Annotated in this window: 19 protein-coding genes; 13 read left to right on the top strand and 6 right to left on the bottom strand. The window is 73.0% G+C overall.

What is annotated here, in order from left to right; translation table 11 throughout:
* The first annotated feature begins 146 nt into the window (after positions 1-146).
* A complete protein-coding gene (locus tag ACWED2_RS26450) occupies positions 147-1,376 on the top strand; it encodes a S53 family peptidase (protein WP_449693179.1) in 1,230 nt (409 codons plus the stop codon).
* A 72-nt stretch (positions 1,377-1,448) separates the two neighbouring features.
* A complete protein-coding gene (locus tag ACWED2_RS26445) occupies positions 1,449-2,072 on the top strand; it encodes a hypothetical protein (protein WP_449693178.1) in 624 nt (207 codons plus the stop codon).
* Here ACWED2_RS26445 and ACWED2_RS26440 read toward each other — a convergent pair.
* Positions 2,061-4,865, bottom strand: coding sequence for an alpha-L-fucosidase (locus tag ACWED2_RS26440; protein ID WP_449693177.1), 2,805 nt, complete (start codon positions 4,863-4,865; stop codon positions 2,061-2,063). The two genes, ACWED2_RS26445 and ACWED2_RS26440, sit on opposite strands and share 12 nt — an antisense overlap.
* 152 nt (positions 4,866-5,017) lie before the next feature.
* On the opposite strand from ACWED2_RS26440, the gene sigJ reads away from it, so the two are divergent.
* Complete coding sequence (sigJ, locus tag ACWED2_RS26435; RefSeq protein ID WP_449693176.1) at positions 5,018-5,899, top strand: RNA polymerase sigma factor SigJ; 882 nt, start codon at positions 5,018-5,020, stop codon at positions 5,897-5,899.
* A gap of 17 nt (positions 5,900-5,916) precedes the next feature.
* Here the strand turns inward: sigJ and ACWED2_RS26430 are convergent, their stop codons facing one another.
* Positions 5,917-8,991 (bottom strand): RHS repeat domain-containing protein, encoded by a 3,075-nt coding sequence (locus ACWED2_RS26430; protein WP_449693175.1) that lies wholly within the window; start codon positions 8,989-8,991, stop codon positions 5,917-5,919.
* A 198-nt stretch (positions 8,992-9,189) separates the two neighbouring features.
* Between ACWED2_RS26430 and ACWED2_RS26425 the strand changes: the two genes are divergently transcribed.
* From ACWED2_RS26425 to ACWED2_RS26405, 5 genes are all read left to right on the top strand, one after another.
* Positions 9,190-10,815 (top strand): S8 family serine peptidase, encoded by a 1,626-nt coding sequence (locus tag ACWED2_RS26425; RefSeq protein WP_449693174.1) that lies wholly within the window; start codon positions 9,190-9,192, stop codon positions 10,813-10,815.
* Positions 10,812-11,387 carry an RNA polymerase sigma factor gene (locus ACWED2_RS26420; protein WP_449693173.1) on the top strand — a complete coding sequence of 192 codons (576 nt, stop codon included), beginning with the start codon at positions 10,812-10,814 and terminating at the stop codon, positions 11,385-11,387. The genes ACWED2_RS26425 and ACWED2_RS26420 overlap by 4 nt, the downstream gene beginning before the upstream one ends.
* On the top strand, positions 11,384-11,869 hold the full coding sequence (locus ACWED2_RS26415; RefSeq protein WP_449693172.1) for a hypothetical protein: 486 nt from the start codon (positions 11,384-11,386) through the stop codon (positions 11,867-11,869). Before ACWED2_RS26420 ends, ACWED2_RS26415 begins: the two co-directional genes overlap by 4 nt.
* A gap of 83 nt (positions 11,870-11,952) precedes the next feature.
* Positions 11,953-14,499, top strand: a complete 2,547-nt coding sequence (locus tag ACWED2_RS26410; RefSeq protein ID WP_449693171.1) for a CHAT domain-containing protein — start codon at positions 11,953-11,955, stop codon at positions 14,497-14,499.
* A 128-nt stretch (positions 14,500-14,627) separates the two neighbouring features.
* Entirely contained in the window at positions 14,628-15,239 is a 612-nt protein-coding gene (locus ACWED2_RS26405) for a DUF4232 domain-containing protein (protein WP_449693170.1), read from the top strand.
* Between the two features lie 122 nt (positions 15,240-15,361).
* Here the strand turns inward: ACWED2_RS26405 and ACWED2_RS26400 are convergent, their stop codons facing one another.
* The gene (locus ACWED2_RS26400; protein ID WP_449693169.1) at positions 15,362-16,687 is read right to left on the bottom strand and encodes a DUF2079 domain-containing protein; all 1,326 of its coding nucleotides are present in this window, start codon (positions 16,685-16,687) and stop codon (positions 15,362-15,364) included.
* Positions 16,688-16,743: 56 nt separating this feature from the next.
* Positions 16,744-18,075, bottom strand: a complete 1,332-nt coding sequence (locus ACWED2_RS26395) for a sensor histidine kinase (protein WP_449693168.1) — start codon at positions 18,073-18,075, stop codon at positions 16,744-16,746.
* A 65-nt stretch (positions 18,076-18,140) separates the two neighbouring features.
* Here ACWED2_RS26395 and ACWED2_RS26390 point away from each other — a divergent pair, with 65 nt between their 5' ends.
* Positions 18,141-18,977 carry a maleylpyruvate isomerase family mycothiol-dependent enzyme gene (locus tag ACWED2_RS26390; protein ID WP_449693167.1) on the top strand — a complete coding sequence of 279 codons (837 nt, stop codon included), beginning with the start codon at positions 18,141-18,143 and terminating at the stop codon, positions 18,975-18,977.
* Between the two features lie 32 nt (positions 18,978-19,009).
* Here the strand turns inward: ACWED2_RS26390 and ACWED2_RS26385 are convergent, their stop codons facing one another.
* A complete protein-coding gene (locus tag ACWED2_RS26385) occupies positions 19,010-19,993 on the bottom strand; it encodes a small ribosomal subunit Rsm22 family protein (protein WP_449693166.1) in 984 nt (327 codons plus the stop codon).
* A 146-nt stretch (positions 19,994-20,139) separates the two neighbouring features.
* Here ACWED2_RS26385 and ACWED2_RS26380 point away from each other — a divergent pair, with 146 nt between their 5' ends.
* The 4 genes from ACWED2_RS26380 to ACWED2_RS26365 are packed head-to-tail and all read left to right on the top strand — an operon-like array spanning position 20,140 to position 24,218.
* Positions 20,140-20,565, top strand: a complete 426-nt coding sequence (locus tag ACWED2_RS26380) for a YciI family protein (RefSeq protein WP_449693165.1) — start codon at positions 20,140-20,142, stop codon at positions 20,563-20,565.
* The gene (locus tag ACWED2_RS26375; RefSeq protein ID WP_449693164.1) at positions 20,565-20,915 is read left to right on the top strand and encodes a YciI family protein; all 351 of its coding nucleotides are present in this window, start codon (positions 20,565-20,567) and stop codon (positions 20,913-20,915) included. The genes ACWED2_RS26380 and ACWED2_RS26375 overlap by 1 nt, the downstream gene beginning before the upstream one ends.
* A 39-nt stretch (positions 20,916-20,954) precedes the next feature.
* The gene (locus ACWED2_RS26370; RefSeq protein ID WP_449693163.1) at positions 20,955-22,220 is read left to right on the top strand and encodes an RNA polymerase sigma factor; all 1,266 of its coding nucleotides are present in this window, start codon (positions 20,955-20,957) and stop codon (positions 22,218-22,220) included.
* 39 nt (positions 22,221-22,259) lie between these two features.
* Complete coding sequence (locus ACWED2_RS26365) at positions 22,260-24,218, top strand: DUF1707 domain-containing protein (RefSeq protein WP_449693162.1); 1,959 nt, start codon at positions 22,260-22,262, stop codon at positions 24,216-24,218.
* Here the strand turns inward: ACWED2_RS26365 and ACWED2_RS26360 are convergent.
* The gene (locus ACWED2_RS26360; protein WP_449693161.1) at positions 24,215-24,766 is read right to left on the bottom strand and encodes an HD domain-containing protein; all 552 of its coding nucleotides are present in this window, start codon (positions 24,764-24,766) and stop codon (positions 24,215-24,217) included. The genes ACWED2_RS26365 and ACWED2_RS26360 overlap by 4 nt on opposite strands.
* Positions 24,767-24,770 lie beyond the last annotated feature (4 nt).

Here is a 24,770-nt window from a genome sequence, read left to right as displayed (position 1 = left end):
GGGTGAGTCGGTTCGTCACTCTTCGTCGGGTTCTCGCCGCGGTGGGCGAATGACTGAACCGAGAAACCTTCTTCTGATGGGTGACCACGAGCGAGTGACATGCGACGATCCGTCGCCACACCTCGTCCCCTACCGAGGAGTAGGCCATGGCCCGTCCACGGTTGTTCCGGTCCCTCGTCGTCCTCTCCCTGCTCGCCGCCCCGCTCACGGTGGCCACCTCGACCGCCGAAGCCGCGCCGCTGCAGAGCGGCGGCGTCGTGAACTTCGGCTGCGCCACCTCCGGCAAGATGCACTGCCTCGGCAAGGCGGTCCGGTCACCGAAGGGCAACGGCCCGCTGGTCGTCTCCACCCCGGTCGGCTACGGGCCGGCCGAGATCCAAGCCGCCTACCACCTCGGCGGGCTGCACGCCGACGGCCGCACGGTGGCCATTGTGGACGCCCAGGACGCGCCCACCGCCGAAGCCGACCTGGCGAAGTTCCGGGCCGCCCGCGGGCTTTCCCCGTGCACGACGGCCAACGGCTGCTTCAAGAAGGTCAACCAGAACGGCGCGGCGAGCCCGCTCCCGGCGCCCGACTACGGCTGGGCGATGGAGATCAGCCTCGACCTCGACGCGGTGTCGGCGACCTGCCCGGACTGCCACATCCTGCTGGTGGAAGCCGATTCCCCGGATACCGACCCGCTGATGACGGCGGTCGACACGGCCGCGGCGACACCGGGTGTGGTGGCCATTTCCAACAGCTACGGCGGTTCCGAAGACTCGACGATCCTCGCCGCGGACGCGCACCTGAACCACCCGGGCATCGCGGTGACGGCGTCCTCGGGCGACTCCGGCTACGGCGTCAGCTGGCCGGCCTCCTCGCCGTACGTCACCGCGGTCGGCGGCACGACGCTGAAGAAGTCGACGGCCACCACCCGCGGCTGGACCGAGACGACGTGGAAGGGCAGCGGCAGCGGATGCTCCACATTGGAGGCGAAGCCGTCCTGGCAGCACGACACCGGGTGTGCGAAGAGGACGGTCGCGGACGTCTCGGCCGTCGCGGACCCGGCCACCGGCCTCGGGGTGTACGACACGTACAACAGCTGCGGCAGCTCGTCGTGGTGCGACCTCCTGCTGTCGCTGGGCCTGGCCCAGGGCGCGGACGGCTGGGTCCAGGTCGGCGGCACCAGCCTGTCGTCGCCGGTGATCGCGAGCGTGTACGCGCTGGCCGGCAACTCGGTGACGTCGGGCTCGTACCCGTACGCGCACACGAGCGGCCTGTACGACGTGACGTCGGGTTCGAACGGCAGCTGCGGCGGGACGTACCTCTGCACGGCGGGCGCGGGTTACGACGGGCCGACCGGGCTGGGCACGCCGAACGGCACCTCCGGTTTCTGACCCGGGTCCCCGGTCGGGTGACGTTCGCGCAGGGCGTTTTCGCCGGTCGGCCCGTGGGGTAAGGATGTGTCCATGTTGGACACGGAAGTCCTCTCGCGGACGGCTCCGCGGGCGCTCGACGTCGTCACCCCGCTCGGGGACGTGCGGTTCGCCGTGCGCGCCGGTGGCTGGGACGTGCCCGCGAGACCGGAGCTGACCTGGGGCCTCGCGTCCGGGGCGCGGCTGTGCCGGTGGCGGGCCGACTCCGTGCGGCTCGACGTGCTGTGCGGGACCACCGCGTCCGGGCTGCCCGGGGTCACGCGCGAAACCACCATCCTCCGGGTGCTGGCCCGGGAGGACGTCGGCGAGTTCGTCGTCCAGGCCGAGCTGACCGGCGCGCCGGAGGAAGAGCGCACCTGGGAAAGCGCCTTCACCGCCGAGACCGCCGACGCCGTGGTGAGCGTCGGCGGGCCCGGGGCCGATCTGCTGCGGCGGTGCTCGCGGGCCGGGCAGCACGTGCCGCCGTACTGGTCGCGGCTGGTCGGCGGGGACGCCGTCGAGCGGACCGGCGGCCGGCTCACCTGGCGGCTGCCGCGGATCGACCGCGGTGACTACGCCGAGCTGTGGGTGTCCGTCGCGTGGAGTGCGCCGGGCGGGGACCCGGGCCGCGCCGTCGACGTCGACGCGGCCCGGGTGCTACGGGAGCTAACCCAGTGAAATCCGGTCCAGATCCGGAGCCCCAGCGCGGTCGTTGCCGATCCGGATCGTGTTGGCGCCCGCGGTCAGCGTCACCGGGACCGAAGTGGTGTACGGGGTGTTGTTCCCGGCGCCGCTGACCTTCACCTCGGCCGGCGCCCCGCCGTTCACCGACACGAAGTACGACCGGTCGCCGTTGACGGTGAAGTCCAGGTACAAGGTGTACTGGCCCGCCGCGGGCACCGTCACGCCGGAGAACGTCACCGCCGCACCCGGCCCGATGTTGCGCACCTTCTGCCCGCCCGAGCACGGCGAGCAGTTCGTGACGCCGGCGTCGCCGATGTCGTTCGCCGAGTCCTCCGCTTCGCGCATGAACACCCGGTCCGCCGGCCGCTGCTTCACCTGCACCGGCTTGCTCACCGACTTCGCGCGCCCGAGCGTCCGGAAGGTCGCCGTCACTGGGATGTTCACGTCCTGGGCCGCGGGCGCGGTCACCGTCCACGACCCGCTCAGGACCTGGCCGAGCCCCAGCGCCGACGTCGTCGCCGGGCCGCCGGTGACCGTCCAGCCCGCCGGGACGACCGGGGCCAGCGACACCTGGTCGATCGGGTCGTCGACGTCCAGCCGCAGCGACGCGTCGATCCGCAGCGACTGCTGACCCGGCGAAACCCACTGGATGCCGGCGGGTTGCACGGTCAACGTCGTCTTCGGCGTGTACGACTCGGGCGGCATCGGCGCCACGGCGATCCGGTCGAGCCCGGTCGTTCCGGAGACCTTGATCGTGTTGGCGCCGGCGTTGAGCGGCACCGGGATCGCCCCCGGGGCGGCGACCGTGACCGGGGCCGCGCCGTTGACGCTCACCGAAAGCGTGCCCGGCCCGGTCGTGTCCAGCTGCAGCCGGGACGGACCCGTGGCCTGGACGTCCCGGAAGACGACCGCGCCGCGGTCGAGGCCGGTCACCGCGTTCGTGCCCGAGCACGCCTCGCACCACACCGGCGTCGCCTTGCCCTCGAAACCGTTGCGCCACGACTCGGCCTCCAGCGGCACCTCGCCGCGCGGGTCGGGGTAGCCGTAGGCGACATCGATCTCGTCGAGCGCGAGCTGCCGGTAGTACGGCTTGGCCTGCGGGCCGGACCACGTGTTCAGCACCTCGAGCCGCAGGTAGCGTGCGTGCACCTCGCCGACGTCGATGAACTGGACGCCGCGGTTGCTCGGCAGGGCGCCGCTGCGGACCGTGCGCCAGTTCTTGCCGTCGTCGCTGGCGTGGACACGGTAGTCCTTGATCCGCGCGGAATCCTCGGCGCGGCCGAAGGATTCCCGTGCGTACGTCGGCGACGACTCGCGCTCGTGGACCGCCAGGTAGGCCGTCGACCGCTTCCGGCCCAGGTCCAGCGTCACCGACACCGGGAGCTGACCACCCGCGTCCCAGAAGTTCAGGTAACTGCCGTCGACGAGGTTCGCCGCCGTTGCCGTGTTGGACGACGCGGTCGCCTTGATCGTGCTCTTGTCGTAGAAGTACTGCTGCCCCGCGGTGTCCACTTTGAACACGGTGTCGTAAGTGTCCCAGTCCTTGATGTCCAGAATGGACAGATAACCCCCGGACTGCGCGAACCGCATCGGCTTCCCGGTCCGCAGGTCCGACACGCCGGTGACGCGGTAGCCGTTGTCCCGCAGCCGGACCAGGTTCGTCGACGGCCGCGTGACGACGTGCACGTACTGCGTCCGCGCGCCGGGCTTGACGGTGATCACGCCGTGCGCGCCGTCGTTCCAGAAGCCGGGCTGCAGGCCGCCGTACATGTACCCGCCGCCCTCGGTGCCGGTCAGCGATTCCCTGATCGGCTGCGTCCAGGACGCCATGAAGTTGTTGAACGCCTCCTGCTGCGGCGGGAACTTGCCGTTCAGCATGGCGGTTTCGGCCATCAGCGACTTGATCGACGAGCCCGCGTTCGTGATGTAGCGGCCGGTGGAGAGCCGGAAGTCGACGGCCTGGTCACCGCCGCTGTACCACCAGTCGCCGTTGGTCGGCAGCTTGTAGTCCGCCTCGGTGAGCCGCGGCATCGGCGTGTAGACCGCCTGCGGGTAGTCGTAGGACGGTGTCATGCCGGTCTTCTGCTCGTTGCTGACCGTGTCCATGATCGGCGTGTCTTCGTTGTTGTTGCTCAGCAGCCAGGAGGGCCGCTTCTCGCGGATGCGCTCGTAGAGCCCGTGCTGCTCCCAGTACTCGTTGTCGTTGTCGATCCAGAACCCGGCGAGGTCGGAGTAGCGGTCCATCACCTCGTCGAACAGGTCGTAGGAGTACTCGCCGAAGCCGGGCCGGGTGGTCAGGTCGACCGGCTTGCCCTTGTACGCCGAGTAGGCGGCCGAGTCGAGGGATTCGTGGCCGGTTTCGTTGTGCCACTGGGGATCGTCGGTCATGTAGAGCATGACGCGGATACCCTTGGCCCGGCCCGCGGCGATCAGCTCGCCGAGGAAGTCGCGCTGCGTCGAGCAGCTGCCGGGGATCTTCGACGGCCACGGCCGCGCGTAGCCCAGCCGGCTGTGGAAGGTGGTGAGGACGACGTAGGACGCGCCCAGCTTCCTGGCCTCGTCGATCCAGTAGTCCGGCGTCCAGCCACCGCCGGTGACGTCGCGCTCCCAGGCGGCGCAGTCGGTGTGCCGCGGCGCGGTGAACATGCCCCAGTGCAGGAACAGCCCGGCCGTCGAGGCCCGCAGCCAGTCCTGGCGCGGGTGGTAGAGCTCGGCGTTCGCGGGACTGACCAGGCTCGCCACCAGTGCGACGGCGGCGGCGAGGCAGGCAAGCAGTCGGATTCTCAAAGGACCTCCTCGTCCGGAGAGATCCGATGATTAGTTCCTGATATATCGTACGTCAAGGGAAGATTCCGCTCATCGGCACACAGTCGTCTGATCTGTCACAAAGGTGCGGCCTCGACCGTCAGGGTGGTGATCGCACCGCGAAAGGACGAACCGTGACCGAGGAGCTTCTCGCCCGCAGCTTCGAGACCCACCGCGCCCACCTGCGGTCCGTCGCCTACCGGATGCTGGGCTCGCTGACCGAAGCCGAGGACGCCGTCCAGGAGGCGTGGCTGAAGCTCAGCCGCAGCGACACCGCCGCCGTGGAGAACCTCGCCGGCTGGCTCACCACCGTTGTCGGGCGGGTCTGCCTCGACATGCTGCGGTCGCGCAAAGCCCGGCGCGAAGAGCCGTGGGAAGCGCTGGTGCCCGACCCCGTCATCAGCCGCGAGGACGCCGGCCCCGAGCACGAGGCGCTGATGGCCGACTCGGTCGGTCTCGCGCTGCTGGTCGTGCTCGACACGCTCACCCCGGCCGAGCGGCTCGCGTTCGTGCTGCGGGACATGTTCGCGATGCCGTTCGAGGAGATCGCCCCGATCGTCGGCCGGTCCGAGGCGGCGACGCGGCAGCTGGCGAGCCGGGCCCGGCGGCGGGTCCAGGGCGCCCCGGTCGCCCCCGACCCGGACCTCGCCCGCCAGCGCGAAGTCGTCGACGCCTTCCTGGCGGCCGCCCGCGGCGGCGACTTCGACGCGCTCGTCTCGGTGCTGGACCCGGACGTCGTGCTGCGCGCGGACCGCGGCGCGGCCCAGGGCGGCTCGACCGAGGTCCACGGCGCGGCGGCGGTGGCGAACCAGGCGCTGACGTTCTCCCGCCTCGGCGCCGGCGGCGGCGTGGTGCACCGGGCGCTGGTCAACGGCGCGGCCGGGGTGGTCGCGACGCGCGAAGGCCGGCCGTTCTCGGTGCTGGGCTTCACGGTCGCGGGCGGCCGGATCGCCGAGATCGACATCCTCGCCGACCCCGACCGCCTCAGCCGGCTCGACCTGGCCGTCCTCGACTGAACCTGGTGAGCCGGGTGCTAATCCGGCTCACCACGCACGACCGCGCCGTGCTCGTCGGTGGTCAGGGCGATCCCGCCGGCGTCGTCGAAGTGCAGGTAGCGGGTGCGGCCGTCCGCGTAGCGCCGGACCGCGCCCGCCACCACGACCACCAGTTCGCCGTCCTCGATGGCGTAGTGGTCGTCCGGGGTCAGCACTTCGCGGATGTGCGCGCCGTCGGTGACCAGGGTGCGGACGCGGCGGCCGGTGTGGTCGTAGCTGTACAGCGCGTTGACGCCGTCGCCGTGGACCCCGCGCAGCCGGCCGAAGGCGTCCCGGATCTCGCTGCCGGACAGCGGCTCCGAGACAGAACCGGGCTCGATGTCGCGCACCAGCCCGCCCGGGCCGGTGAGCACGTGCCGTCCGCCGGCCCAGTGCTCGCTGACGCCGTTCGCGTAGTGCACCGCGGTGCGGCGGCCGCTCAGGTCGTAGGCGACGGCGTCGACGAAGCCGGGCACGCTGACCAGCCTGCCGACCTCGTCGTACTGGTGGTGCACGGTCAGCCGCCCGTCGCCGGCGTCGGGGTAGGCCACCTCCGACACGCGCCCGTCGGCCCGGCGCGTCACGTCGAGCCGGTACTCGACGGCGACGTGCGCCGGGCGCCAGCGCTTCTCCGCCGGCCGGCCGAGCGCGTCGTAGCCGAACTGGGTCACGCCGCATTCGTCGGTGACGCGCACCAGCCGCCCGCAGCTGTGCGGCCCCGCGCCGAGCGGCACGGGGAGCCCGCCGTCGTGGTGGGTGAAGGTGGTGACCGGCGTCCCGTGCGGGTCGTCGACCAGCACCGCGACCACCCGGCCGCATCCGTCGCGGACCCGGAACACCGTGTGCCCGCCCGCGGTCCGCGACTCGACGACGTTCCCGGCCGCGTCCCGCACGTGCACGGCACCGTCCGGACCCCGCAGCTCCCGCCCGAGGAGATCGAACACGCCCTCCTCGCTCGAGTGGTCCTCGGCGACGTCCAGCGGGCGGCCCAGTGCGTCGTACCGGAACTCGGCGGGCGTGGGCACCGGATCGCCGTCCCGGAACACCCGGCTCGTCCGGCACACCAGGCCGCGCGCGCAGTACTCGTGGTGCTCGTCGACGACGTCGCCGAGCAGTTCCGCGTGCCGCCGCTCCAGCAGGCGCCCGGCGCCGTCGCGCAGTTCGGCGCTCACCAGCACTTCCACCTCGCCCGACACCGCCCGCTGCTCGGTGGTGACGCGGGTGCCGTCGTAGCGGTACCGGACGGTCGGCAGCTCCGCCGAGTCGCCCGGCCGCACCACCGTTTCGGGCCGGCCGAGCGGGTCGTGGGTCAGCGTGGTGACCGCGCCCGCCGGATCGGTCACCTCGCACACCTGGGCCGTCCGGACGTCGTACCGCGTGACCGTGACATTCCCCAGCGGGTCCGTGGCCACCTCGGGGAAGCAGCGGTCGGCCGAATACCGGACCTCCCGGGTGTGGCCGAGCGGATCGGTCGTCGTCGTGCGCAGCCCGGCGACGGTGTCCAGCCGCCCGTGGAACGTGGTGACCCACCAGCCGTCCTCGCCGGGACGGCGGTGGTAGCCGTGGTGCCGGAGGTCGGGTGGGTGCGCGCCGTAGACGCCGGCGACGAGCGCGTCGGTGAGCACCAGCTCCTCCCGCGCGGTGAGCAGGCCGTGTGAACCGGCGGCGCCGTCGGGCTCTTCGTCGTACCGGAAGATCCGGTCGCCCAGTACTTCGCCGGTGCCGTCGACCTCGCGCACCCGGGCCGGGAGCGCGGCGAACCGGTGTTCGGGATCGGTCGCGTACTCGGTCCGGGTCTCGCGCACGACCGGCTCCCGCCCGGGCCGTTCGGTCGTCTCCACCTCCCGCGTCGGGTTCCCGGCCGTGTCGAAGGCCGTCTCCTTCGTGGTGACCGACACCGGCACCGCCCGGCGTTCGAACACCGTCGTCACCGAGCGCGTCCACTGTGGACGCCGGAGGTGTTCGACGCGGCGGTACGGCCGGTCCGCCGCGGGAGAGCCGTCGAGGCCGTAGGTCTCCTCCTTGGTCAGCAGGCCCTCGTCGCCGAACCAGCGCACGGTCCGCAGGGTCGGCGCGTACTCGTCGCCGAGGTCGTCCTGGACCACGCGGCCGAACACCGGGAGCCGGCTGTCGTGGTATTCGAACTCCGTCACGCCCACGTGGCCGGTGCCCGATTCGCGCAGCGAGACCCGCCGGACGACCGGCACCGAGGCGACGGTCGCGTACTCGATCGCGGTCCGCAGCCCCATCCCGTTGTCGATTTCGCACAGCCGTCCGGTGCGGGGCGGGTCTTCGAAGGAGTGGTACGGCACGGCGTCGAGCACGGACACCCCGCCGCCGGACCGCGCCCGCACGGCCAGCTGGACCCGCCGCGGCGGCGGGGCCTCCAAGGAGGCGTACGCCAGCCGCAGGACCGGCGCGGCGGTTTCGGTGCCGTGCGTGTCGAAGCCGGTGAGCGCCACCGACGTCAGCAGGGACGCGCCGGTGACGTCGTCGGCGTCGTAGCCGAGGGTCCACCGCCGCACCAGCGGCCGCGTCGAGGTGGGCACCCGCAGGTCGATCCGCGCGCACCGCAGGGCCGTCGTGACGAGGGTGCCGCCGCGGCCCCGGCGCAGCACGTCCGGCCGCGGCTCGTAGGTGAACTCCACTTCGTACGGGCCGTAGGAGACGCGCGTGAGGTAGGCCTGGCCGCTGTGGTGCGCCCAGCCGAACGTCGCGGTGGCGCCGAACGCGTCCTCGGTCCGGTCGAGGTACCAGGTGGCGCCGTCGCCGGGGCCGAGGAAGTGCCGCAGGCCGGCCGCCGTGGTGAGCAGGAACCCCTCGCCGCGGCGGACGAGCCGGCCCGCCGCACCGGACGGCGTGGCGCCGTCCGCCGGCCCGACGTGCGGCAGCGGCAGGGTGAACCCGCCGCCGAACGGGCCGTTCGGCGCGCCGGTCGTGTAGCGCAGCGCGAGTGCGGGAGCGCTGTCGCCGGGACCGGGCGGCAGGTCGAGCGGCACCGTGAAGGAGCCGCCGCCGGTCGACGGCTCCGCTGTGAAGGCGGCCTCGTGCGTGCTCGACCGGAGCACAACCATGGTGATCTCCCCGCATGCTTCGTGACTTCCGGAGGGCCAAGTGGGTGAGCCGGGCGCGCCAGATACGTCGTCACCCGTTTGCCGTCGTCGTTATGCATTCGTGATGTCCGTGTCGTATCCCAAGGGCGGCCCACCGGTCTTTCCCGGGTGCCGTTGGTGATCAGTGACGGGGGCAGAGGCAGCAGGAGGGTGGACCCGATGGTCGTCAGGATCGTGCGAGACGAGACCGCGGACACAGCGGTGGAGGACGCGAGCACGCTCAACGAGCTCCCGGCCCCGCCGAGGCAGTTGCTGGACCGGCACGGCGCACGCGTGCTGGACCCGGCGACGGCCGTCGTCGCGGCCGGGCAGCCGGCCCCGCGCACGACCGTGTACCGGCCGGGGGTGTTCCTCATCCCGCAGCGGTACCTCCGCGACCAGCGGACGCTGGCCGCGATCAACAACGTCCTCGCCCGCATCGGTCTCTACGCCGCCCCGGCCGGCTACGACCGGAAGGAGCTCGCCCGCGCCCGGCAGCTCGACGACCTGCCCGTCCGCGCCCTGCTGCACGTCCGTGAAGACGCCGAGCCGGTCGTCGTCGACTGCTGGAAGGCGCTGCAGCTGCTGCGGTCCGCCGCCTCGGGCGAGAAGCCGGAACTGGACCCGGAGATCGTCCGGGAGATGTCCATCGAGCACCTGCTGTTCACGTCGCCGGTGTTCGGCGGGGTGCCGTGGGAGACCAGCGGCCTCGGCGGCACGCCCTGGGAGACCAGCGGGTTCGGGGCGGGCAGCTCGTACGGGCGCACCCGCGGCGCCAACCGGATCCCGGTGACGCTGGCCGCCGCCCCGCCCTACCGCAGCCCGAAGCCCGCCCACCGGCGGCCGGTGATCGCCGTGCTCGACACCGGCATCGGCCCGCACCCGTGGTTCGGGCTGGCCGACCGCTCCGCCCCGCCGGCCGCCGGCTCGGGGCTCGCCGTCGCCCCGGACATCCAGGCCGCGATCCTGGCGGCCGAGCTCGGGTCCGGCACCACCGTGCCCACCCAGCTGCTGACCGGCTTCTGGGACGCGCCGACCACCGGCCAGCCGCTGATCGGCGACGTCGACACCGACACCGGGCACGGCCTGTTCATCGCCGGCATCGTCCGGCAGGCCTGCCCCGAAGCCGACACCCTGGCCATCCGCGTGGTGCACAGCGACGGCGTCGCCTACGAGGCCGACGTGCTGCTCGCGCTGCACCTGCTGGCCGACCGCGTCCGGACCGCGCAGGCGAACAACCGCCCGCAGGACATGGTGGACATCGTCTCGCTCTCGATGGGCTACTACCTCGAAGACGCCGCGGACGTCGCCTTCACCGGCCAGTTCGGTGCGGTGATCGCGGAGCTGCTCGGCCTCGGCGTGCTGGTCGTCGCGGCCGCGGGCAACGACGCCACCACGCGCCGGTTCTACCCGGCGGCCTTCGCCGACCAGCCGCTCGGCGGCGGCAGCGGCCCGCAGGTGATCAGCGTCGGCGCGCTCAACCCCGACGTCACCACGAGCAAGGCGTTGTTCTCCAACGAAGGCCCGTGGGTGCACTGCTGGGCCACCGGCGCCGGCGTCGTCAGCACGTACCCGACCGACGTCCGCGGCACCGCGGCCGCCGACCACGAGGTGCCGGGCTTCGGCCGCAACTCCTTCGACCCCGACGACTACAGCGCCGGCTTCGCGGTCTGGGACGGGACGTCGTTCGCCGCGCCGCTCGCCGCGGCCGAACTCGGCAAGGCCCTGCTGCAGTCCGGGGACCTGGCCACGGTCGACCGGGAGACCGTCGTCAAGCGCGCCTGGACCGCATTGGGCTCGCTGTGAACGTGGCCAAGACCGACCACGCTCGCGTGGCGACCCTGTTCGACGCCGCGCGGGCGGGCGACCGCGCGGCGCTGGACGAACTGGTTTCCCTGCTCACGCCGTTGCTCTGGCAGGTGGCGCGTGACCAGGGACTCGACGCCGATCAGGCGGCCGACGTCGTGCAGACGACGTGGCTGCGGCTGCTCGGGTCGTTCACGGAAATCCGTTCGCCGGTCGCGCTGACCGGCTGGCTGATCACCGTCACCAAGCGGGAGGCCTGGCGCACTGGGGAAAAGCGCCAGGTCGAGCGGCCGCTGCCGGAACTCCCGGAGCGGCTCGCCGAAGCTTCACCGGCACCCGAGGAGGGGGTGCTGCGCGAGGACCAGCGCGTGCGGCTCTGGCGCGCGGTGGACAACCTGCCCGAACGCTGCCGCAGCCTGCTGCGGATCGTGGCGTTCGTGCACCGGCCGGACTACGCCGAAGTGGGCGCCCGGCTGGGCATGCCGAGGGGGAGTATCGGCCCGACCAGGGGACGTTGCCTCGCGCGCCTGCGCGAGCAGCTACTCGCCAACGGCGAAGGAGATTGGCTGTGACCACCGTCGAACCACCAGGCGCGAACGAGCCCTTGGACGAGCTCGACTTCCGGCTGCTGGCCGGCGTGCGCGAGCTGTGGGAAGACGCCGACCCGATGCCTCCCACACTGGTGGACCAGATCCGGTTCGCGATCCAGCTGGAGGACGTCGACCTGGAGGTGATGCGCATCCGCGAACAGGAGCGGCTGGCGGACGCGCGCAGCGCCGCCGAACAGGGCAGGCTCATCACGTTCGACAGCGAAAGCCTGACGATCATGGTGAACGTGAGCCCCGAACCGGGCGGCACGATCCGCCTGGACGGCTGGCTCACTCCGCCGGCCGAGCACCCGATCGAGGTCCGCACGGCGACCGGCCCGCTGACGACGGCGTCCGACGCGGAGGGCCGGTTCGCCGTCGGCGGCGTGCCGCACGGGATGGTCCAGGTGCTGGTGCGCACGGTGGGCCGCTCGAGGACGGTGAGCACGCCGGCCGTCGAGCTGTAGATTTCGAAGGTTTCGAAGCTGCCTGATACCTCTGACTCGGAGGTACGATCCGGGGCGTCCTTCCCCGGCCGAAAGGGCAGCCCGTGGTCGCGTCGCCGAGGGTCGAAGACCGGGTCCGCGACCTGCACCGGCGTGCGGTCGCCGCGACCAACAACGGCCAGCCGGTGGTCGGGGGACGCCTGATCCGCGCCGCCGCGCGGCTGCTCGGCCTGCCCGCGACGGCACCGCCGCCCGCGTGGCCGGCCTGGCCCGACCTCGCGACGCGCGTGCTCGGCACGTACGCGGCCGTCGAAACGGCGCTCGGCAACAGCGCCCGCGGCCTCGCGCTGCTCGACGAAGCCGACGTCCTCGTGTCGGACGCCGGGCGCGGGATCCTGCGCCAGCAACGGGGTCTCGTGCTCATCCTGATCGGCCGGATGGACGAGGCGCTGACGTGCTTCGACGAAGCCGTCCCGCTGCTGCGGCAGGCGGGCGAGTTCGTCGTGCTCGCCAGGACGCTGCTCAACCGCGCGATGCTGCACCAGTACGCCGGACGCGTCCGGCTCGCGCTCGCCGATCTCGACCAGTGCGAGCAGGTCGGGGCCAGCCACCCCGACGAAGAGGGCCTGGCCAGGATCTTCGCCAAGGCCGCGCACGGCCGCGGCCAGGCGCGGGTGCTCACCGGTGACATCCCCGGTGCCCTGCGCGACTTCGACGCGGCGAGCGGGTTCTACGCCGCGCAGAGCGTCGGGATGCTGCCGGTGCTGGCCGTCGACAAGGCGCGGGCGCTGCTGGCCGCCGGGCTGCCGCACGAAGCCGCCGCCGAACTGGACGCCGCGCTCGTGCAGTTCCCGCGGCTGCGGATGAACCAGGAACACGCCGAGGCCGAGCTGACCAGGGCGCTGGCCGCGCTGGCGAGCGGCGACCCGGCGGCCGCGCGCGGCTGGGCCGGCCGTGCCGAACGCCGGTTCCGCCGTCGCGGCAACGAAACCTGGGCGGCGGTGGCGCAGCTGACCGTGCTGCGCGCGGACTTCGCGGCCGGACGGCGGATCGCCCGCATCGGCGCCGAGGCGACCGCACTGGCCGACCGGCTCACCGGGCTCGGCCTCCGCAACGACGCGGAGATCGCGAGCCTGCTGGCGGCCCGGGTCCGGATCGCGCTCGGGGACCTCGACGGCGCCCGCGCCGCGATCGCCCCGCGCGACCGCCGGAGCGCGCCGCTGGAAAACCGCCTGGTGCGGCGGCTCGCGCTGGCCGAGCTCGGGGCGGCGACCGGCCACCGGCGCGTCACGTTCGCGAACGCGCGGGCCGGGCTGACGCAGCTGCAGCGGCACCGCAGCCGGTTCGGCAGCGTCGACCTGCAGACCGGGACGACGTCACTGGGCAAGGAACTCGCCGACGCCGGACTCGCCGCCGCGCTGGCCCAGCGCTCGCCGGGCGTGGTGTTCCGCTGGCTCGACCGCTCGCGCGCCCAGGCGTTCCGGTTCCGGCCGGTGCGCCCGCCGGCCCACCCGGAGACCGTCGACGCCGTCGCCGAGCTGCGGTTCCTCTCGATGCAGATCCGGGCGGGCGAGCTGGCCGGGAAGCCGGACACCCAGGCCGTGAAGCGGTGTGCCGCGCTGGAACGCGAGATCCGCGCCAAGGGCTGGCAGGCCGAGGGCGTGGCCGCCGACCACGCCGAAGCGAAGCTGCGCGAGATCGGCGACGAGCTGGCCGACACCGGCAGCGCGATGGTCTGCTTCCTGGCCGACCGGGGTGCGTTGTGCGCGCAGGTGATCGCGAACCACCGGGTGGCGCTGGTCGAGCTCGGCCCGGCGTCGGCCGTGGCGGAGCCGGTCGCGCGGCTGCACAGCGACCTCGACGCGTTGTGCGGGCGCCAGCTGCCGCCGCAGCTGGACCGGGTCATCCGCCGGTCGGTGCGGACGCAGGTCACCGCACTGGACGCGATCCTGCTGGCCCCGCTGGCGTCCCGGCTCGGCGACCTCGACGTCGTCGTCGTGCCGACCGGCGCGCTTTCGGCGATCCCGTGGGGACTGCTGCCGACGCTGCACGGCCGCCCGGTGACGGTCACGCCGTCGTCGTCGGCCTGGTTCGACGCGGGCCGCCGGTCCGGCCGGGCGACCGGCGCGCCGCTGCTCGTCGCGGGCTCGGACCTGACCCACGCCGAGGCGGAGGTCGCCCGGCTGGCGCCGCTGTACCCGGACGCCGAGGTCCTGACCGGCCCGGAGGCGACGGTCGCGGCGACGCTCAAGGCGTTCGACGGCTGCCGGCTGGCCCACTTCGCCGCACACGGCCACCACGAGCAGGAAAACGTGCTGTTCTCCCGGCTGAACCTGGCCGACGGGCCGTTGATGGCCTACGACGTCCAGCAGCTGGCGACGGCCCCGGAGCAGGTGGTGCTGTCGTCGTGCGACGTCGGCCAGGCGGTGGTCCGCGCGGGCGACGAGGTCCTGGGCTTCACGGCGGCGCTGCTCTACGGCGGCAGCCGCACGGTGGTGTCGAGCGTGGCCCGGGTCGACGACCGCACCGCGGGCGGCGTGATGCTGGCGTTCCACAAGGCGCTCTCGGCGGGCACGCCGCCGGCGCGGGCTCTGGCGGACGCGGCACGGGCGGAGCCGCTGATGCCGTTTGTCTGCTTCGGCCGCAGCTGACTCCCTTTCCGACGTCCGGCGGTCGCGCGGGTTGCGCTGCGGTGATCGATCGCATCCCGGCGCATCCCCACGGGGCCGCCGGGCATCTCTCCCGGTGAGTTCGATCATTCGACGCAGGGAGGAACGGCATGCTCGGCAAGCGCATTCCGGTCGGGGTCGCGGCGGTCGCGGGAGCGTTCGCCCTCACGGCCTGCGGGTCCACCGGCTCCTCGGCGGCGCCCGCCGCGAACGGCGGCACGGGCGCCGGTGCCGCCGCGGCCCCCGCTCCCGCGGCGCCGGCCGCGCCCGCCGCGGCGAAGACGTCCGGCACGCCCCGGTGCACGACGGCCGACCTCGCGGTCGCCCTGGGCAAGCCGAAGGAGAAGAGCCCCGGCCAGTACGACCTCCCGCTGACCTACCGGAACGTCTCGGACCGCACGTGCGGCCTGCACGGCGTGCCCGGCGTCGACCTCGTCGGCCCGGACGACCCGGCGTTCGGCGCGGTGTACCACCTGCCGCGCGTCGACAACGGCGTCGAATACAACGAGGTGACGCCCGGGACCACGGCTTCGGCGACGATCACCGTGCTGATCCCGGCCGCGGGCGGGAAGTCCTGGACGCCCGCGAAGCTGAACACGATCCCGCCCGGCCAGACCCAGCCGCTCACCGCGGACTGGCCGGCCGGCCTCCCGGTGCTCCGCCAGGACGCGGCCACCCACCCGGGCTCGTATGTCAACGGCATTCTGGCCGATCCGGCCTGACGTCACTCGATCGAGTGAAGCGCGGATCCGAGCGTCATTCCTGAGCCGGGGTCCCCTCTTCCTCGGTGCGGCGGTAACCGGCCGGCACGCCCCCCGACTGGCCGGTTACCGCTGCGAGTTCCCTACTCACGGTGGAGCAGCACGACGGAGTCCGTCCCGTCGACGCGCACGTACCCCGTGTCCGCCAGCTCCGCCAGTGCCGCGGCCTTCGTCGCGAGCGTCGTCGGCCAGGACTGTTCCGGCCGCGCCACGACCACCCATTCCGGCCGCTGGTCCGTGACCCCGTCGAAGAACCGCACCGTGCAGCGGGACGTCAGGTGCGGGGCCAGCCGGTTGGACGCCAGCACCGTGGCGCCGTCGGGGATCCGGGCCAGGACCGCGTCGATCCCGGCCCGCTGCGCCGGTGTCCAGACGCCGTCGGTCAGGTGCGCCGCCTGCAACCCGAGCGAGGCCAGCCCGGCGGCCACCGCGCACACCGGCAGGTACCGCCGGAACCCGCCGAACCGGCGGGCGCCGTGCAGGCCGGCGAGGAACACGATCGGCATCAGCACCGCGCTGTAGTGGTAACCCATGCCCCAGTAACGGTCGTTGGCCGAGACCAGCCGCCACAGCAGCGTCGGCACCGCGAGGACGAGCAGCGGCGACCGCACGGCGGCGAACGCGGTCGGCACCAGCAGGGCCAGCAGCATCGAAACCTTGACGATCGCCCCGCCGAACGGGTTGAAACCACTGCCGTGCGCGTAAGCCCCGGCGGGGTTCAAGGCCGGCAACACGACCAGGAACAGCAGCGCGGACGTCGCGACGCCGAAGACGATCACCGTCCAGCCGAGCCGCCGCTGCCGGTTGAGCACCAGCACCACGCCGACCGCGGCGAGCGTCAGCGGCAGGTCCTCCTTGACCAGCACCAGCGGCAGCGCGCACCAGACCGCGGCCCGCCAGCGCTCGTGCAGCAGGTGTTCGGCGGCGAAGGCCAGCATCGGGACGGCGAAGCAGACCTCGTGGAAGTCGAAGTTCACCGCGGACAGCAGCCCCCACGACAGCACGTACCCGGCGCCCACGAGCGCACCCCGGCGCGTGCCGAGTAGCTCGATCGCGCACCGCGTCACCGGCACCGCGGACAGCGCGAACAGCAGGGCCTGGGCGACCACCAGGCAGCCCGGCGACGGCCACAGCAGGTAAACCGGCGCCAGCAGCGCCAGGATCGGGTGGAAGTGGTCGCCGAGCGTCGGGAAGCCCGCGCCGAGCAGGTCCGACACCGGCCAGCGGCCGTGCGCGTAGGACCGCACCGCCTGTTCGAAGATCCCCAGGTCGAACCCGCTCGCGTCGAACGTCCGCAGCCGCTGCAGCGACCAAGCGGCGTACCCGGCGAACGCGACCACGGCGACGACGTAGGGGACCGCGCGGCTTTCGCGCGTGCGCGCCGGAGCCGGCGCGAAGTCGATCAGCATGGCGGGAGGATCTTGTGACCACGCTGAACCGGAGCTTAAGCAGCCTGAAGAAGTCTTCAGGCAAGCGGTAAGCGCAGCTCCAGGCAGGCGCCGGGCGCGCTTTCGGCGACGCGCAGCGTGCCGCCGTGCGTCCGCGCGATCTCCACGGCGATCGCCAGCCCGAGCCCCGAGCCGCCGTCGTCCTCGCGCGCCCGGTCGTCGTCGAGGCGGACGAACCGGTCGAAGACGCGCTCACGCTCGGCGGCCGGGATGCCGGGGCCGTCGTCCCGGACGGTCAGCACGGCCTGGCCGCCGGCCTCGGTGAGCGTGACGATCACGCGGCTGCGGGCGTGCCGCTCGGCGTTGTCGACGAGGTTGCGCAGCACGCGCTCCAGGCGCCCCGCGTGCCCGTGGACCACCGGATCGGCGTCGAGTTCCGGGCGCACCTCGACGCCGTCGCGGGGAGGCCGCGCGGTGAGGTGCCCGGTGACGAGCTCCGCGAGCGCGATCCGGGCCGTTCCGGTCGGCCGGCCGGCATCCAGCTTGCTGAGCAGCAGGAGGTCCCCGGTGAGCGTCTCCATCCGCGAGACGTCCAGGACGGCGTTTTCGAAGCTGCGGCGCCAGTCGAGCCGGTCCGGGTGGGCGAGCTGGACCTCGAGCTGGGTGCGCATCGACGCCAGCGGCGTGCGCAGCTCGTGCGAGGCGTCCGCGGTGAACCGGCTCTGCCGCCGGACGGACTCGTCGAGCCGCGCGAGCATCGCGTTCATCGTGACGGCGAGCTCGGTGATCTCGTCGCCCGAGTCGGGCACCGACACGCGGCGGCCCAGATCCCGCGCGCGGATGCCGTCGACCTCGGTCCGGATCGCCCCGACCGCGCGCAGCGACCGCCGCACGGCGAACCAGGCGACGGCCCCGACGAGCAGCGCGGCCGCGGGCACCCCGCCCCAGAGGAGCTGCCGGGCGGTGGCCACGGCTTCGAGGCCGGCGGGGTCGAGGTTCTCCGCGGACACGACCGCGTAGCGGCGGTCCTTCGTCCGCGCCGTGCTGTAGAGCTGGTCGTCGAGGCCGAACGGCTCGACGATGACGCAGTCGGGCCCGTAGACCCGGACCGGCTCGCCGCCGGAGAACCGTTCCGGGCGGCCGAGCGAGCAGTCGGCGGCTTCCCGGCTGATCATGTACCCGCCACCCTTCGGGTACCGCTGCGGCACGTCGGCCGGGGCGACCCCCGAGTTCAGCAGCGCGAGCAACGCGTCGGCCTTGTCGCTCGCCCGGGCGCTCGCGTTGGGTTCGAGGCTGCTCTGCAGCGCGTTCACGAACCAGTAGGACCCGAGGCCGAGCACGAGCGCCGACGCGAGGGCGGCGAAGAGGGCGACCCGCCACCGGGTCGACCGGGGCAGGAGCCGGGCCATGCCCAGAAGATAACCGCACCTTCGGAGACCCGGACCGGCCCGCCCGCGGGCTAGCGTCGGAAGCCGTGACGGTCGAACAGTGGCACCAGGTGCGCGCGGCCCTCCCCGAGGTCGGCGGCCGGTTCGCGGACCTGCTGACCGGCGTCGGCGACCCGCACACGAGAGCACTCGGCGAGTGGTCGATCGCGGAAGCGGCGTCCCACGTGGGGATGATCGCGCTGATGTACCCGGCGATGATCCGCGGCGACGGCGGGCCGCTCCCGCTGCCGGGCCTCGCGGAGCCGATCGACGCGGCGAGCGTCGACACGATCTCCCGGATGAATTCGCTCGCGCTGGAGCTCTACCCGGAGCGCGACCCGGTCCGGCTGGCCGCGCGGCTGCGCGCGGACATCGCCGAGGTGCTGCTGGTCAGCGCGGACCTCGACCCGGAGAAGCCGGTGCGGTGGCTGGGCGGCTCGCGGGTGCCGGTCGCGGGCGTGCTCGCGCACCTGGTCAACGAGATGCTGCTCCACGGCCTCGACATCGCCCGGGCGATCGGGCAGCCGTGGCGCATCCCAGTGCGGCTGGAGGCGCTGTTCCTGGAGCTGTTCCTGTTCGGCATGGTGCGCAACGACATGGGCCACCTGCTCGACGACGCGAAACCGTCGCCGCGCCGCATCGCGGTGGAGTTCCGGTCGGCGTACACGAGCCCGGCGGTACTGGCGCTGCAGCACGGAAAGCTGCGCTTCGAAGAGCCGGACGGCACCGCGGACGTACGGCTGCGCTTCGACCCGGCGGTGCTGGTGCCGATGATGTTCGGTCGGGTTTCCCGCCTCCGCGCGGTGCTGCTCGGCGGTGTCCGGATCGGCGGTCCGCGGCCGTGGCTGCTCCCGGAGTTCCTGCGGACGGTCCGGATGCCCTAGCGCCCCCGCTCGGGCGAGGACCTGTCACCGGATCAGGCGGAAGGCCAGCCGTCGCCCCATTCGGCGTCCCGGGCGGCGCGGTACCGCGGGCCCTGCTTCTTCGAGACGGCGACCGCGGGCTTCAGCCCCTCGGCGGCCGTGCACAGGTCGAGCGCGACCCAGCCCTTGTGCTTCTTCGGGTGCCGGATGATCCGCGCGTCCACCCGCTCCGGCGGGGTCCGCGACGCGACGACGTAGGCGAACTTCTCGTCCTCGAAGCCGAGCGTGCCCGCCTTGAGCCTCCGGTGCAGCCCCGAGCGCGGCAGCCGCGCGGCGAAGTGGCACCAGTCCTCGCCGGGCACGATCGGGCACGCGGCGTCGTGCGGGCACGGTGCCACGACGTGCAGGCCGAGTTCGATCAGCCGCGCGCGGGCGGCGCGGATCCGCTCGTAGCCGGCCGGCGTGCCGGGCTCGATCAGCGCGACGGTGCCGGCCTTGGCGGCCAGCCAGCGCACGACGTCGGCCCGGGTGGCGTCCGGGAGTTCCCCGAGCACGTAGGACAGCGTGACCAGGTCGGCCTCGGGCGACGGCGCGGCCGGGTCGACCGACCCGCGCCGCCACTCGGCGTCCCGGACCGCGGCCCGATCGCTGCCGGAGGCGAGCCGCTTGCCGAGCCCGATGGCCCCGGCGACCTGCTCCAGCACGGCGCACTTGACCAGCGACGGCCACACGTCCGCGGCCGCCCACACGGCGGCGCCGGTGCCCCCGCCGACGTCGACCTGCGTACGCGGCTCGAAGGCGGGAGCACGCAACGCGGCCTCGGCGAGCACGGCGTGTACGGCGGCGTAGGTCGCGGGCATGCGATAGCCCGCGTACGCGGCGACGTCGGCTTCGGAGCCGAGGATCGGCGAAGTCGCGGCCTCACCTTGGCGGTAACGCGTGCTGAGGCGGTCGACGGACTGGGTCAGCCGGGCCACCGGGTGCCGGGCCAGCTCGTCGTCGAGCGCGGAGGAGAGAGCATCGGGGAGTGCCGCCACGGCTGACGATTCTCCCCTGTCCGGATTGTCGCCCCGACCCGGCCCTGAGCTGCTAGTTTCCCGCGCGAAAAGTTTTTTGCCCGGCACTGTCGATCCGCCGCCCCGCCGTTCGACGCGTAGGCAGGACCGACCGAGAGGAGACCGCGATGCGGTTCATGGTGATCGTCAAGACCAACGAAGACTCCGAGGCCGGCAAGGGCCCCAGCGCCGAGCTGCTCGAGGAGATGGGGAAGTTCAACGAGGAGCTGGTCAAGGCCGGGGTGCTGCTGGCGGGCGAGGGCCTCACGCCGAGCTCGCAGGGCGCGCGGGTGATCTTCTCCGGCACCGAAGAGCCCAAGGTCGTCGACGGTCCGTTCGCCGAGACCAAGGAGCTCGTCGGCGGTTTCTGGATCTTGCAGTGCCGCGACCGCGAAGAGTGCATCGAATGGATCAAGCGGATGCCCAACCCCGGCGGCCAGGCCGGCGAGGTCGAGATCCGGCGCGTCGCCGAGGCGGCCGACTTCGAGAACATGACGCCGGAGGTCGAAGCGCTGGAGGGACGGCTTCGCGCGGAGAGCGCCAAGGAGGCCTGATGCGCTTCATGGTGATGGTCAAGGCGAGCCCGGAGTCCGAGGCCCCCGGCTTCCAGCCCGGCGCCGAAGAGCTGGCCGAGATGGCGCAGTTCAACGACCGGCTGTTCAAGGAGGGCCGGATCGAGCTCGCCGAGGGCCTGACGTCGAGCGCCGAGGGCGTGCGCGTCGTCTTCCGGGGCGACGCCGAGCCGAAGGTCATCGACGGGCCCTTCGCCGAGACGAAGGAGCTGATCGCGGGGTTCTGGGTGCTGAAGGGCGAGTCGCTCGAGGAGGTCGTCGCGCTGATGAAACAGGCGCCCAACCCGGAGGCCAAGGGCGGCGTGATGGAGATTCGCCAGATCAGCGAGTAGTGGGTTGCACCGCGGAAGATCACCCTGTCTGATGGCCGGGTGACGGTTGCGGACGCCCGGAGAACGGTCGAGACGGTCTGGCGCATCGAGTCGCCGCGGCTCATCGCGGGCCTGGCCCGGATGGCCCGCGGCGACGTCGGTCTCGCCGAAGAACTCGCGCAGGACGCGCTGGTCGCGGCGCTGGAGCAGTGGCCGGACTCCGGCGTGCCCCGCAACCCCGGCGCCTGGCTGATGACCATCGCCAAGCGCCGCGCGGTCGACCAGTTCCGCCGCAACGAGCGGTACGCGGAGAAGCTCGAGGAAGTCGGCCGCGACCAGCGGCTCGGCGAGGGCGTCCTGCCCGACTTCGACGCCGCGCTCGACGACCACATCGAGGACGACGTCCTGCGCCTGCTGTTCGTCGCCTGCCACCCGGTGCTGAACACCCAGGCGCGGGTCGCGTTGACGTTGCGCATGCTCGGCGGCCTGACCACCGATGAGATCGCGCGCGCCTTCCTGGTCCGCGAATCGACGATCGCCCAGCGGATCGTCCGGGCGAAGAAGGCGCTGGCCGCGGCGAAGGTGCCGTTCGAGGTGCCGGAGGGCGAAGAGCGCGTCGCCCGGCTGTCGTCCGTGCTGGAAGTGGTCTACCTGGTGTTCAACGAGGGGTACTCGGCCACCCGCGGCGACGACTGGATGCGGCCGGCGCTCTGCGAGGAGGCGATGCGCCTCGGCCGCGTGCTCGCCGGGCTGATGCCGGGCGAGTCGGAGGTCCACGGCCTGGTGGCGCTGATGGAACTCCAGGCGTCCCGCGCGAAGGCCCGCACCGGCCCGAACGGCGAGCCGGTGCTGCTGCTGGAGCAGGACCGCTCCCGCTGGGACCGCTTCCTGATCCAGCACGGCCTCGCGGCGCTGGCGTTGTCCGAGCAGATCGCCGAGGGCGCGTACGGCCCGTATTCGGCCCAGGCGGCGATCGCGGCCTGCCACGCGCGGGCCCGGACGGCCGAGGAGACGGACTGGGCCCGCATCGCGGCGCTCTACGAGGGCCTCGCCAAACTCCAGCCGTCCCCGGTGATCGAGCTGAACCGCGGGGTGGCGGTGGCGATGGCGTACGGGCCGTCAGCGGGCCTGGAAGTGGTCGACGCGGTCGCCGGCGATCCGGCGTTGAAGGACTACCACCTGCTGCCGAGCGTCCGCGGAGACCTGCTGGAGAAGCTCGGCCGGCGCGCGGAAGCCGAGCAGGAGTTCCGCCGGGCGGCGGAGATGACGGAGAACTCCCGCGAGCGCGCCCTCCTGCTGGACCGCGCGACGGCGGTGGGCCGTTAGCCGCTCCGTTTTGCCGGATCTGCTCGCTATGCTCCCGCGATGGCAGGCAGAGCACCTCGTGCGGACGTCCGCATCGGACACGGCGCCCGCGCGGAGGCCACCGGCAAGCTCGATGTGGCGTTGCGGGAAGGCCGGGTCGATCTGACCGAGTACGAACGACGGCTGGCGGTCGTGCAGGCGGCCAAGGTGCGAAAGGACCTGACACCGGCGGTCGCCGATCTGGCCGACCGGATCTCTGCAGCGGACCGGGAGCGGGCGCTGGTCCAGCTGGCCGGCGCCTTGACCGACGGGCGGCTCCCGGCAAGCGCTTACGCCGACGCCGAGGAACTGCTGCACCGGGCAGTCACCTACGCCGACGTCGAGGCGGTTGTCGGCGACCTGGACGCCAAGGCGAGTCACGCCGAACGCGATCAGGCGATCGCGCGCATCGAGGCGGCGGTGGCCGGTGGCCTGCTGGATCCGGCCGAACAGCACGACCGGTTGGCGGCCGTCCGGCGGGCGACGACCGATGCCCAGCTCACGGCGTTGGTGGCCGACCTGCCCGCGGGTGCGGGCGGGGTGCGTTCGCCGCGCGCGTCCCACGCCGACCGGGAAGCCGTTGTCGCGCAACTGCACGACGCCGTGGAGGCGGGACTGCTGGACCTGGCCGAGTTCGACGAGCGGGTGCGCGCGGTGTACGCGGCCCGGTTGCGTGACGAACTGGCGAGAGTGGTGGCGGACCTGCCGTCGCCGTCGACCCCTGCCGAGCCGGCGCCGCCTGTCGAGGTCGCCAGGAAGCGGTGGGTGCCGACAGAGCGAGCCGGCCGTCGGGCCGCGAGGGCCGGTTTTGGCGTTCCTCCCCTGTTCTGCCTCGTCCTCTTCCTGGAGCAGTCCGGGTTCGTGGCCGCCGCGATCGTGACGGCGGTGGTCTCGGTGATCGTGATCGTCGGGCTGATTGTGTGGGGCGTCCGCACCATCGCGGCCGCCGATGCCGTGAAGCGGACCGGGCTTTCCTCGAAAGCGAGGATGAAGGCGAAGCTTGCTCCTGCCAAACCGGCGCCGCTCGCCCGGCGGAAGGAGACGCCGCCGCGCAAGCGGTCGCTGGATGGGCACAAGGGCGGCCTCGCGTCACTGGCGACACTGGTGCTGCCCGACGGCACCCCGGTGGCGATCACCGGCGGCCGGGACAACACCGCGAAGGTGTGGGACCTCACGGACAACTCGCTGCGGCACACGCTCAGCGGGCACACCCACGAAGTGCGGGGTGTTTCGGCCATGGTCCTGCCGGACGGTGTCCCGGTCGCGGTGACCGTCAGCCCGAACCGGACGGCGAAGGTGTGGGACCTCCGTGACGGGTCGCCGCGCGGGACACTGCCGAAACCGGCCAAGGACATGTCCGGGGTGCGGTGCCTGTCGCTGGCCGACGGCACTCCGGTCGCGTTCGCCCACAACGGGTTCAAGGCGATCCAGACGTGGGACCTGCGAGACCGCAAGCTGCTCCACCATTGTTCCGACGACCACTCCTTCCGCAAGGCGGTCCCCGTGGTGCTCCCCGGCGGCACGCCGGTCGTGGTGGTCGGGGGCAGGGACGGACACGTCAGGGTGCTGGACGTGAAGACCGGGAACGTGCGGTTGCGGCTGACCGGCCGCACCGAGCCGGTCAGCTCGATCGACACCGCGGTGCTCCCCGACGGGACCCCGGTCGCCGTGTCCGCGAGCGCGGACAAGAAGATCCGGGTCTGGGACCTGCGCAGCGGCGCCCTCCGGCACACCATCGCCGGCCTGGTCCACGCGAAAGAAGCCGTGGTGTGCACGTCCCTGCCGGACGGCACCCCGGTCGTGGTCGCCTCCGACCACCAGGAGAACACGATGGCGTGGGACCTGCGGGACGGTGCCGTCCTGCCGTACCGGTGCGCCCTGCGGGGCGACGTCCTCGGCGCGGTCGCGCTCCCGGACCGGACCTTGGTGGTGGGGCCGGCCGTCGGCTCCGCAACGGTGGGGGTTCGCCGGCTGGCTTAGCGGCCGCGCCAGGCGAGCGGTGACAGCGTCAGCGCCGCTTCGGCGATCTTCCGCGCCGTCTCCGTCTTGAGCCCCTTCCGCGCCGATTCGATCCACTCGTCGACCGGCCGCACGCCGATGTCCCGGTATTCGAGGGCCTGCAGCAGCATCTCGAGCTTGTCGGCGTCCTTGGCGCACAACGCTTCCGCCGACTCCCGGGTCTCGTACTCGTCCACCGCCGACCGCACCAGGTCACGGGACCGCGCCGGCAGCGAGGCCGTCTGGTCGGCGGTGATGTCCCGCGGCTCCGGCTTGCGGAGGTAGTCGTTCGCCGTCAGCGGCAGGTCGCCCGTGCGGGTCTCCTGCGTGTCGTGCCACAGCGCGAGGAACGCGGCCCGCTCCGGGGACGCGCCCTCCTCCGCCGCGATCAGCGCCGCGAGCTGGGCGGCGCGCAGGCTGTGCTCGCCGACCGACTCCGGGTCGCGGACCCCCGCGTGCCACCAGCCCGACCGGCGGACGCGCTTCAGGAGTCCCAGTTCGTACCCGAAGGAGGCCAGGGATGCACTCATCCAC

The sequence above is a fragment of the Amycolatopsis sp. NPDC005003 genome (assembly GCF_053600695.1).
This window is presented reverse-complemented; position numbering and strand designations above follow the sequence as displayed.

Excerpts from the sequence above, each read along its gene's own strand:
- ACWED2_RS26450 (WP_449693179.1), top strand. The coding sequence starts at position 147 with ATGGCCCGTCCACGGTTGTTCCGGTCCCTCGTCGTCCTCTCCCTGCTC.
- ACWED2_RS26445 (WP_449693178.1), top strand. The coding sequence starts at position 1,449 with ATGTTGGACACGGAAGTCCTCTCGCGGACGGCTCCGCGGGCGCTCGAC.
- ACWED2_RS26430 (WP_449693175.1), bottom strand. The coding sequence starts at position 8,991 with ATGGTTGTGCTCCGGTCGAGCACGCACGAGGCCGCCTTCACAGCGGAG.
- ACWED2_RS26425 (WP_449693174.1), top strand. The coding sequence starts at position 9,190 with ATGGTCGTCAGGATCGTGCGAGACGAGACCGCGGACACAGCGGTGGAG.
- ACWED2_RS26405 (WP_449693170.1), top strand. The coding sequence starts at position 14,628 with ATGCTCGGCAAGCGCATTCCGGTCGGGGTCGCGGCGGTCGCGGGAGCG.
- ACWED2_RS26400 (WP_449693169.1), bottom strand. The coding sequence starts at position 16,687 with ATGCTGATCGACTTCGCGCCGGCTCCGGCGCGCACGCGCGAAAGCCGC.
- ACWED2_RS26395 (WP_449693168.1), bottom strand. The coding sequence starts at position 18,075 with ATGGCCCGGCTCCTGCCCCGGTCGACCCGGTGGCGGGTCGCCCTCTTC.
- ACWED2_RS26380 (WP_449693165.1), top strand. The coding sequence starts at position 20,140 with ATGCGGTTCATGGTGATCGTCAAGACCAACGAAGACTCCGAGGCCGGC.
- ACWED2_RS26375 (WP_449693164.1), top strand. The coding sequence starts at position 20,565 with ATGCGCTTCATGGTGATGGTCAAGGCGAGCCCGGAGTCCGAGGCCCCC.
- ACWED2_RS26365 (WP_449693162.1), top strand. The coding sequence starts at position 22,260 with ATGGCAGGCAGAGCACCTCGTGCGGACGTCCGCATCGGACACGGCGCC.
- ACWED2_RS26360 (WP_449693161.1), bottom strand. The coding sequence starts at position 24,766 with ATGAGTGCATCCCTGGCCTCCTTCGGGTACGAACTGGGACTCCTGAAG.